The 8,636-nt window shown below is 62.9% G+C and carries 9 protein-coding genes and 1 pseudogene; 5 read left to right on the top strand and 5 right to left on the bottom strand.

The window, feature by feature from the left end; genetic code table 11:
- Both EN824_RS36300 and EN824_RS31405 read left to right on the top strand, forming a co-directional pair.
- Positions 1–108, top strand: a pseudogene (locus tag EN824_RS36300) (IS110 family transposase); the annotation flags it as partial.
- A 159-nt stretch (positions 109–267) separates the two neighbouring features.
- On the top strand, positions 268–1,218 hold the full coding sequence (locus tag EN824_RS31405) for a DUF3137 domain-containing protein (protein ID WP_189522253.1): 951 nt from the start codon (positions 268–270) through the stop codon (positions 1,216–1,218).
- 15 nt (positions 1,219–1,233) lie between these two features.
- Here the strand turns inward: EN824_RS31405 and EN824_RS31400 are convergent, their stop codons facing one another.
- Entirely contained in the window at positions 1,234–1,728 is a 495-nt protein-coding gene (locus tag EN824_RS31400) for a DUF2314 domain-containing protein (RefSeq protein WP_135933058.1), read from the bottom strand.
- A 438-nt stretch (positions 1,729–2,166) separates the two neighbouring features.
- Here EN824_RS31400 and EN824_RS31395 point away from each other — a divergent pair, with 438 nt between their 5' ends.
- The 3 genes from EN824_RS31395 to EN824_RS31385 all read left to right on the top strand — a co-directional run bounded on the left by EN824_RS31395 (position 2,167) and on the right by EN824_RS31385 (position 4,910).
- Positions 2,167–2,409 (top strand): DUF1344 domain-containing protein, encoded by a 243-nt coding sequence (locus EN824_RS31395; protein ID WP_015316128.1) that lies wholly within the window; start codon positions 2,167–2,169, stop codon positions 2,407–2,409.
- A gap of 180 nt (positions 2,410–2,589) precedes the next feature.
- The gene (locus EN824_RS31390) at positions 2,590–4,212 is read left to right on the top strand and encodes an FAD-binding oxidoreductase (RefSeq protein WP_135933057.1); all 1,623 of its coding nucleotides are present in this window, start codon (positions 2,590–2,592) and stop codon (positions 4,210–4,212) included.
- A gap of 74 nt (positions 4,213–4,286) precedes the next feature.
- Positions 4,287–4,910: a hypothetical protein gene (locus tag EN824_RS31385; protein WP_127873622.1), complete on the top strand. Its 624-nt coding sequence runs from the start codon at positions 4,287–4,289 to the stop codon at positions 4,908–4,910.
- A 7-nt stretch (positions 4,911–4,917) separates the two neighbouring features.
- On the opposite strand, the gene EN824_RS31380 is transcribed toward EN824_RS31385, so the two are convergent.
- The 4 genes from EN824_RS31380 to EN824_RS31365 all read right to left on the bottom strand — a co-directional run bounded on the left by EN824_RS31380 (position 4,918) and on the right by EN824_RS31365 (position 8,161).
- Entirely contained in the window at positions 4,918–5,439 is a 522-nt protein-coding gene (locus EN824_RS31380; protein ID WP_127873621.1) for a hypothetical protein, read from the bottom strand.
- A gap of 136 nt (positions 5,440–5,575) precedes the next feature.
- Positions 5,576–6,574, bottom strand: coding sequence for an alpha/beta hydrolase (locus tag EN824_RS31375; protein WP_135915210.1), 999 nt, complete (start codon positions 6,572–6,574; stop codon positions 5,576–5,578).
- A gap of 15 nt (positions 6,575–6,589) precedes the next feature.
- Positions 6,590–7,720, bottom strand: coding sequence for a hypothetical protein (locus EN824_RS31370; RefSeq protein WP_135933056.1), 1,131 nt, complete (start codon positions 7,718–7,720; stop codon positions 6,590–6,592).
- 6 nt (positions 7,721–7,726) lie between these two features.
- Entirely contained in the window at positions 7,727–8,161 is a 435-nt protein-coding gene (locus tag EN824_RS31365) for a DUF4383 domain-containing protein (protein WP_127278524.1), read from the bottom strand.
- Positions 8,162–8,636: the final 475 nt, after the last annotated feature.

The following is an 8,636-nucleotide window of genomic DNA, read 5'->3' as shown; positions in this document are numbered from 1 at the left end:
AACGGTAAGCAACCAAAGGTCGCCATCGTCGCCGTGGCCCGAAAGATTATGACCATCCTCAGCGCCATGCTTCGACACAACCAACCCTGGTATCCAGACAAAGCCTGAAAACACAGTTGCTCATCCGTCTCGGCGCTGGCGCGCCGATCCACCTTCCCCCACAAGGGGAGAAGGAAGAAGTGCCATCCGTCTGGCGCGTCTCCTGAAAAACCAGCTATCATGAATTCGTCGAGGCTTGCGGGGGTGGCGGTGGAAACAGCGGATTTCATGCCGAGCGCGGCGGATGTCGCAGCCATCAAGAAGGACATCGAGGCCTACGAGGCGGCGCGGGCCTCGGCGGTGTGGCAGGTGCGATGGCGGGTGCCGCTGTTCGTCGGGCTGACCCTGGTCTTCGTCGCGCTCATTGCCTGGCTGTTCAACAAGGTCGCCGATCCCCACGAGCAATGGTTCTCGACGCCGCATGTGTTTCTCTATGTCATCGGCTTCGCCGCTTCGGTCCTGCTCTATTTCCAGGCCATGAAACCGGCGACGCGGCTGCAGCAATCGTTCCGCGACACGCTGCTGCCCATCATTTTCGGTTTTATCCGCGATGTGCACTACCAGCACGGCGGAAGGCCGAACTCCTTCGACCGGCTGCCGCGCGAGACGGTCGGGCCTTTCAACCGGCAGTCCTTCGACGATGTCGTTTCCGGACGCTACGAAGAGTTTCCGTTCGAGCTTTACGAGACGGAATTGCGGGAAGGGAACGGCAAGGGTTCGTCGACTGCATTCAAGGGTGTCATCGTCGCCTTCGAGGCCGTCCAGCCGTTCCCGGGAATCCTGGTGGCGACGCGGCGAACCAATGCGGTCGTCGGCTTTTTCCGTGGCATGTTTGGGTCCAAGCTGCAGGACCTGTCGTCGGGGGAGCCTTTTCTCGACGCCGCCTATGAATTCCGCACCGACAATGTCGAGGCGGCGCGGCCGCTGGTGACCGGGCGGCTGGCGCAGGCACTGAAATGGCTCGGCGAAACCTGGCCGGACGAGCCGGCGCGTGTCGCGCTCAACGGCAGCGACGGTTTTCTGCTTCTGCCGCAAGCGAAGAACTTCTTCGAACTGCCCGCCATTTCGGTGCCGCTGGACTACCAGACCCATGTCGCGCCGATGATCTCGGACATGGGCGCCATGCTGGCGACGGCGGCCTTGGTGAGGAAGATCGGTGTGAGGGACGGGGCGATCTGATCGGCCGAAGCAGGCTCAGCAGTCGAAGCCGTATTTGCCGCGCATATAGTCCGCCTCTTCCTTGGACATTCTCTTGAACATCACACAGACGGTGAAGCTGCCGACCTGATGGCCGTCCCTGGTGTATCCCCAGTCGGAAATGTCGTCGCGGGTGAATTCTATATTCTGACCGAGCACTACGTTGTGCACTTCTTCCGGTTCGTTCGCCAATATGCCGGCAAATCCGGTCTCCGTGCGGCGAAACGGTATGACCCAGAAGTGTTCGGTGACATTGCCGTCACGCACTTTGACCTTCAGTTTGAACCTGTCGGTGCCGGACGGAGGTGTTTCGGACAAGGCCAGGAATTCATCCAGGCCGGCGAGGGCTCGCGCGGTCGCCGACGCCATGTCGGGATCATCAGGAGCAAAGATGATCGTGCTGTCGTCACCCGGATCGGCGCCTTGCGCGCCAGCCAGGCCCGGCAAAATCGCCAGCATCAGGGATAGCGTGGTCCGGACGGCGATTTTCATGGAAGTCCCCCCTTATCACAAGCGCGACACCATCCCGCATTCGCTTCGAGTTTGCAACCTGAGCGCGAAATTGCTCTCCGCCGAATTGGAGGCTCGAGCCGGCCCCGCGACATAAAATGTGTACCGATGAAAAATCGAAGTCCTGTTTCGTGATGCGGCCGGGAAGGGATTGCGGCGGCCGCGTGATCGCCGGCGGCGCGAGCCACAATCCGTCAAACGACTCTTTTCGTGCGGAGAAGAGGCTTCCATCTGGGCGGGAAAGCTGTCGGCATCGGAGGGCTTGGAGGCTATTGTGTCGGAATTAAGCCAATGATTTCCTTTGCGAAAATTCATTCAACGTGATTTGCCGATGGCGCGCTTTCCGCTCCAGTCTCGGGCCGTTCGGTGCTGCCTCTCCCAAGCGGTGCCGGAAAACCGAAACAGCACGGAGTGCTATCCATGAAGAAGACCCTCGCAACCACCGCCGCTCTGCTCGCCTTTCTTGGCACGGCCTATGCCGCGACCGTTCAGGGCACTATCCAGGCGGTCGATCCGACAACCAAGTCGGTCACCCTCGACGACGGCAAGATCTACCAGCTGTCGCCCGATGCGTCGGTCGGGAAATTGAAGGTCGGCGCCAAGGTGGCGGTGACCGTCGACGACAAGACCGGCATGGTGACGTCGATCAAGAAGGCTTCATAGAGACTCCTGATCGGACTTTTGAGACCCTGCTCCAATCTGGCCGGTTCCTTCGGGGATCGGCCATTTTCATGACCTTGGACACGCACCGCCGGGCGTCGACGGTGGCGAAACGCCGTTCCGGCAGCGCTGCTATGGTTTTTGCCCAGAGGCCGCGCTATTCCTTGGCTGCGGGGGATCTGCATGGCCGAGGAACAAAAGGGATTTCGCCTGTCGCGGCGGCTGCTTCTGGGCGCGGCTGTCCTTGGCGGCGCCGTCCTGTGGGGCGGCACCACCGTGGCGCGGCTGGCGCGAGGCCCGTCAGGGCCGAAGAACACCGGACGCATCGCCGATATCGACGGCATCGCGCTGCCGCTGAAGCCGATCGACAACGCGCCGGCCTTCGATCCGTCGCTGCCCTGGCTGGCAAAAGGCGGCGACATAAACGATGCCAGCGGCCTGTCGAGGACGCCGGTCTATGGCGTGGTCGAGGTCAGCGAGGAAGAGCATATCGCCAAGGCGCTGGCCTTCGCGCGCGCCAACGGGCTGAAAGTGTCGCTGGCGGCCATCCGCCATTCGATGGGCGGGCATGCCTTCGACGACAATGCGCTGGTTCTCGACCTCAGACCGTTCAACAAGGTCACGGTGGACGCCGCGGCCAGGACAATGACCTTGCAGCCGGGCGCGCGCTGGCACGACATCCAGACCATGCTGCATCCGCGCTTCGCGGTGAAGGCGATGCAGTCGACCGATATTTTTTCGGTCGGCGGTTCGCTGTCGGTGAACGCGCACGGCATGGACCATCAGGCGGGCTCGGTGGCCGGCTCGATCCGCTCGATGCGGGTGATGCTGGCCGACGGGTCGGTGACCACCTGCTCGCCAGCCGACAACAGCGAGCTGTTCCGCCATGTCGTCGGCGGCTACGGCCTGTTCGGCGTGGTGCTGGAGGCGACGCTCGATATCGTCGACAATGCCGTCTACCGCACCTCGCGCGAGATCATCAAATCCGACGACTTTCCGAAATTCTTCGCCGAGGTGCTGGAGCCGAACAAGAACATCGGCCTGTTTTACGGCCATCTGTCGACGGCGCCGGGCAATTTCCTCGAGGACATGATCGTCTACCGCTACGACAAGGTGGCGGAGCAGCCGCCGGCGGACCAGCCGGCGCTCGGTGAACCCGATGGCGTCGGCCTGAAGCGGGTGATCATGAACATGGCCAAGTGGGGCAGCGCGTTCCAGGAACTGAAATGGTTCACCGAAAAGACGCTGGAGCCGAAATTCGAGAGCTGCACGGTGCCGCGCACCTCGGCGCTTGCCCAGGGCGAGGCCTGTCTCGTCACCCGCAACAACCCGATGCACGATTCGGTGCCGTATCTGTTCAACGACCTCATGAACGAGACCGACATACTGCACGAATATTTTATTCCTCGCGCCGCCTATGTCGAGTTCATCGCGGAAGCGCGCGAAATCCTGCGCAACCAGGATCTGCCTGTCCTCAACGCCTCGGTGCGCGTCGTCCACAAGGAGGATGTGGCGCTGACCTACGCGCCGGAGCCGGCCTATTCGCTGGTGCTCTATATCAACCAGCCGGCCGATGCCGATGGCAATGCCATGATGCGGGCGCTGACGCGGGCGCTGATCGACGTGACGATCAAGCATGGCGGTCGGTTCTTCCTGCCCTACCAGCTGCACTATACGGGCAAGGAGCTGCTGGCGTCCTATCCCGAACTGCCGGCCTTCCTGGCGGCAAAGCGGCGCTATGACCCGACGGAACTGTTTTCCTCGACCTTCTACCGTGCCATCAAGGCGCTGAGCGGGGTGGTATAGGAAGCAGTTCCAGGAAAAGTGTGAAGCGGTTTTCCCGTCCGGAACTGCTCAGGAATAGAGCAGGAGAACAGTCAATGCGCATGGTATCGGCGGCAGCTCTCACTCTTATCGCGCTGTGCGCTGGATCCGCCGGAGCCGAGGACCTCAAGGCCTTCAAGGTGACGATCGACGGCAAGGCGGTTGATATCGACGCCGGCGAGAGCACTCATGTGACGTTGCCGGACGGCAGACAGGTCGAAGTGAAGCTCGACAAGAACGATTTCGCCACCTTTTCCGGCGGCAGTTTCTCCTTCAACCATCCGAGCGGCATTTCGGTGACCAAGAGCGATCTCGGCGAGAACATCACGCAATATCTAATGGCCTCGGCGCTGGGCACGATCGTCGTGGTGCAGGAATACGGCGAGATGAACCCGGTGTCGCTCAACCAGCTGATGCTGCAGGAGATGACCAAGGAATCGGTGCAGGCGGGTGCCGCGCTGACGCAGCAGCCGACGACGCGCAAGCTCGCCGACGGCAAGGAGTTGACCGGCATCACCGCCGAGGTGAAGACCCGCACCGACACCGCCTATTTCGAGATCGTCGGCTACGGTCGCGCCGACCAGGGGCTTTTGTTCATCACGCGCGTCGCCGGCGAGGATGCGGCGACCGAGAAGCCGCTGATCGACAAGTTCTGGCAGAGCCTGAAGCTGAAGATGTAGGCTGTGCCTAGAGCTTGCTCGGCACCAGGCCGGCCAGCCAGTTCACCGAGCGCTTTGCCGCGTCGGCGGTTGCCGAGGCGGCGCGGCCGAGATCGGTCTTGACCACGGCGTAGCCGTTCTTCGTGCGATAGAGCACGCCGGTTCCGCCATCGACTACCTGTTCATAAGCGACGGGCCGGGCAGCGGCCGCGTCCAGGGCCGTCGTCGGCGATCCGACGGGCACGCTCGGCCGATGGCTGAGCTCCGGCGGCAGCGGGCTCTCCGTTCTGACGGTTCGGCTGGCGGGCTTCAGTTCCGGGCCTGACGCGATCGCGGCCAGGTGCGATGAGGACGCCGACCCCTTGGTGCGGCAGATGCCGGACACCAGCGGATAATTGAAATTGCGCTCGTGCAGGATCTGGCTCTTCATCGCGGCTTCGCAATCGGCGATGGTCGACCACTTGGCCGGCGTCTCGCCGATATATTCGCACAGCTTGGCGTCGCAGTCGCAGCCGACGATGGTCATGGCGACAAGGGCGGTCTTGATCACGGTCTCGTCCCTTCGAGATGCCCCCCGGCAGCCCAGTCAGGTGCGTGCCGCGTTCCAGGCGACATGCAATTCTCCATTGCGCGCGAACAAGGCGGGATTTTGGCTTCAACCGTCGAATGTGCGTGGCGGCGCGTGCCTACCCGCTGCCCGGGAAGATCCGTCTGAGGAAATTGGCGATCAGCCGCACCACGTCGTGCGGGCGCTCGACCTGCGGGATGTGGTTGACGCCATCGAGGACGGCCAGTTCGGCGTGTGGAAACAGCGAGGCGATCTCTTCGCCCTGGGCCAGCGGCGTGGTCGAATCCTCTCGTCCCCAGATGACGAGGACCGGCGGTGTGAAGGCGCGATAATTCGCCTTGTTGGCGGCAAGCGATTTCCGCTCGTCATTGTAGAGGCCGCTGAACAGCCAGTGACCAACGGCATTGGTGGTGCCCGTGACGTTCAGCGGGCGCGTGTAGATGGCGATGCGCTCCGCCGTGACCAGATCGTCGTTCTCGATGAACCGGCGCAAACCGATCCCGGTCATGAGCGGATTGGTGAAGGTCGAGGCGGTCAGGAGCTGGCGTGGCCAATCCCTTTTCAGGAGAGATGCGAACGGTGGGGCGGGCGCCTCGGTCTGGCCGAGGCCAATCGCCACGTCGAGCAGGATCAGCGCATCGATGCGGCCCGGGGCCGAGAAGGCGGCTTCAATCACGCCTCCGCCACCATAAGAGTGGACGCCGACGCTGAAATGGCGAAGGCCGAGCGCGTCGGCAAAGCCCAGGACACGCCTGGCGTGAGCGGCGCGCGAATAGTCCTGGTCGGCCGGTCTTTCCGAATAACCGAAGGGCGGCATGTCGACGGCGATCACGCGAAAGCCCTGTTCACCCAGGCGTGCTGCGATATCGCGGTAGGTTTCGGCCCACGACGCCGTACCGTGGAACAAAAGCAGCGGCGGCCCGTCCGGCGGCCCCCAGACCTGGTAGTGCATCTTCAGCCCATCGACCGTCGCGAACAGGGCTCCCGCCGGCGCAGCCTCCTGTGGCGACAGCGTCTCGCGCCAGGCCGCCGCGCCGCGAAAGCCGACGAGCACCACCATGATCAGCACGAGCAGCGTGAACGCGAGCCAGCCGACAATCCGGATCAGTCGACGCATGGCAGGGCTGTCACCTCAGTAGTCGTAGACGTGTTCGAGCCTGGCGCCGGCCTTGATCAGCGACGGCAGCACCAGATGCAGCTTGCGCACGGCCACGACCATGCCGGTGCGGCGCGTCGAGGGATCCGCCGGGAGCGGATAGCTGAACAGGATGCGCATGCCTTCGGGAATGGCGATCGCGTCGGTCGACAGCACCGTGACCATGATCTCGTCATTGCCGCCGATCTCGACGAAGGAGACACCCTTGTCGATCAGCCGCGGGATCATGTCGGTGAAGACCTGATAGCGCTTGGTGACGAAGACGGTGCCGTCCGGACCCAGGTCCCGTTCCAGCAAGGTGTCGGGCTCGTTGCGGGTGGCCTCGCCGACCGGCCCCTTGGCCCAGACATGGACATCGAGGAAGGCCGGGTCGGAGGTCGCCGCCAGCGCCTGCTTGATCAGATCGGCATAGCCTTGCTTGATGGTGTCGGCGAGGCCGAAGGCGAGCTTGCGTTCGCTGGTGCGGATGGAACTGTCACCAGGCGCCGGCTGCACGGCAAACAGCCCGGCGCGCTTTTGCGCGTAGGGGAACTGGTGCCACGGCACCTGGTCGAGAAAAGCTGCATAATCCGCCGCCACCTTGGCCTGGTAGATGTCGGCGGCGGTACGCTTGGTCGATGCCGCCTCGGTGATACGGCCGACCGTGTTCTCATAGGCCCATTGCAGGATATGCTCGATCGAATGGCTGGTGCCGATGATGACCAGCATCTGGTGGTTGGCGTAGTTGAACTTGTAGGGGGAACTGGCGCGGATCACCGTCGCGTAATCCTGCCAGAAGCGGCCGACATAGGACCAATAGGGAAAGCCGCTTGGCTGGTCCTTGGCGACGAAACCGGCATATTCGCGCGCGGCGTAGACGATCGCCCATTCGGGGTAGGTGAGGAAGGTCGATTCCTCCGGCCGCTGGTAGCCGGGAATCTCGGCGCGCACCTTGTCGGCCAGCGCCTTTGGCGGCGCGCCGTCGGCAATGCCGGGCAGCGGCGTCCTGTCGAGTGACGGCGTGGTCAGGAAGCCATAGGCAAGCCCGGCGATGGGGATCAGGATGACGATGACGATCAGCCAGAGGATCGTCTTGACGATGCGCTTTATCAAGCGGAACAGGAACATGGCCGATCAGGCCGTGGCGAAGTGGTCGTAGATGCGCTTCGACAGCCAGAAGCCGATATAGACGGCGATCCCGCCGATGACGATGTGCGGCAGGTTGGCGAAGAAGCGGGTGGGGAATTCGATGTCGTTGAGGGAGCGGAAGCCGTTGATAAAGATGCCGGCATCGAGGCAGCCGGAGCCGGTGACCAGTCCGAGCACGCCGTCGAACAGATAGACCGAGCCGAACAGCTTGAAATAGAACACCGCCTGGCGGTGCGAGATGAAGGCGGCGGCCAGCGCCCAGACGCCTGAAAAGGCATGCAGCAGGTCGTCATACCATTGCAGGGAGAACAGGCCGAACAGATTGCCGTCGGCATCGTTGAAGGCCGGAATGTAGCCGATGGCCACGACCGCGAAGAACAGGAACGCGTAGGCGATGGCAAGCTTCTGGATCAGCGTCATGAAGTATCCCCCTCCGAAAAGCCCGTTGCAGACGGACTCTGACGACGCAGCGATACTAACCGATTTTGACGCGCGGTGAAGCGGCGCCCGCAACTTCGCCGGGAAAGGACTTTGCGAGGGTTAAGAAAGACAGTCGGCGCCGGGATTTCTCCCAGCGCCTCCCTGTCAGATCAGGACACGGTCGCGGCAGCAACTTCCGTAAAGTCGTCGCGCCATGCCGGCCTTGATTTTGACGGTCCTGCCAGAAGCCACCCGAAGGCAGCATCCGTTCCAGACCACGCTGGTCTTGGCCCTTGCGGGCTTTGCCCTGCGTGCCATCGAAGGTTTTTGCCGTCCTTCATGGCAGCATCGGTCCGCCGTCGGCGTTGGCACGCTTTCCGCGGCCCCGTAGGTCTCGGCTACCATCCCTCGAACAGGCAAGCCTGGTCTCGATCCGGGCCGTACGGGCCTCAGGAAATCCGCCTTTCACTTCGCC

The sequence above is a fragment of the Mesorhizobium sp. M8A.F.Ca.ET.181.01.1.1 genome (genome assembly GCF_004792025.1).
Classification (GTDB): domain Bacteria; phylum Pseudomonadota; class Alphaproteobacteria; order Rhizobiales; family Rhizobiaceae; genus Mesorhizobium.
The sequence above is the reverse complement of the archived record's forward strand: the minus strand, read 5'-3'. Positions and strand labels throughout refer to the sequence as shown.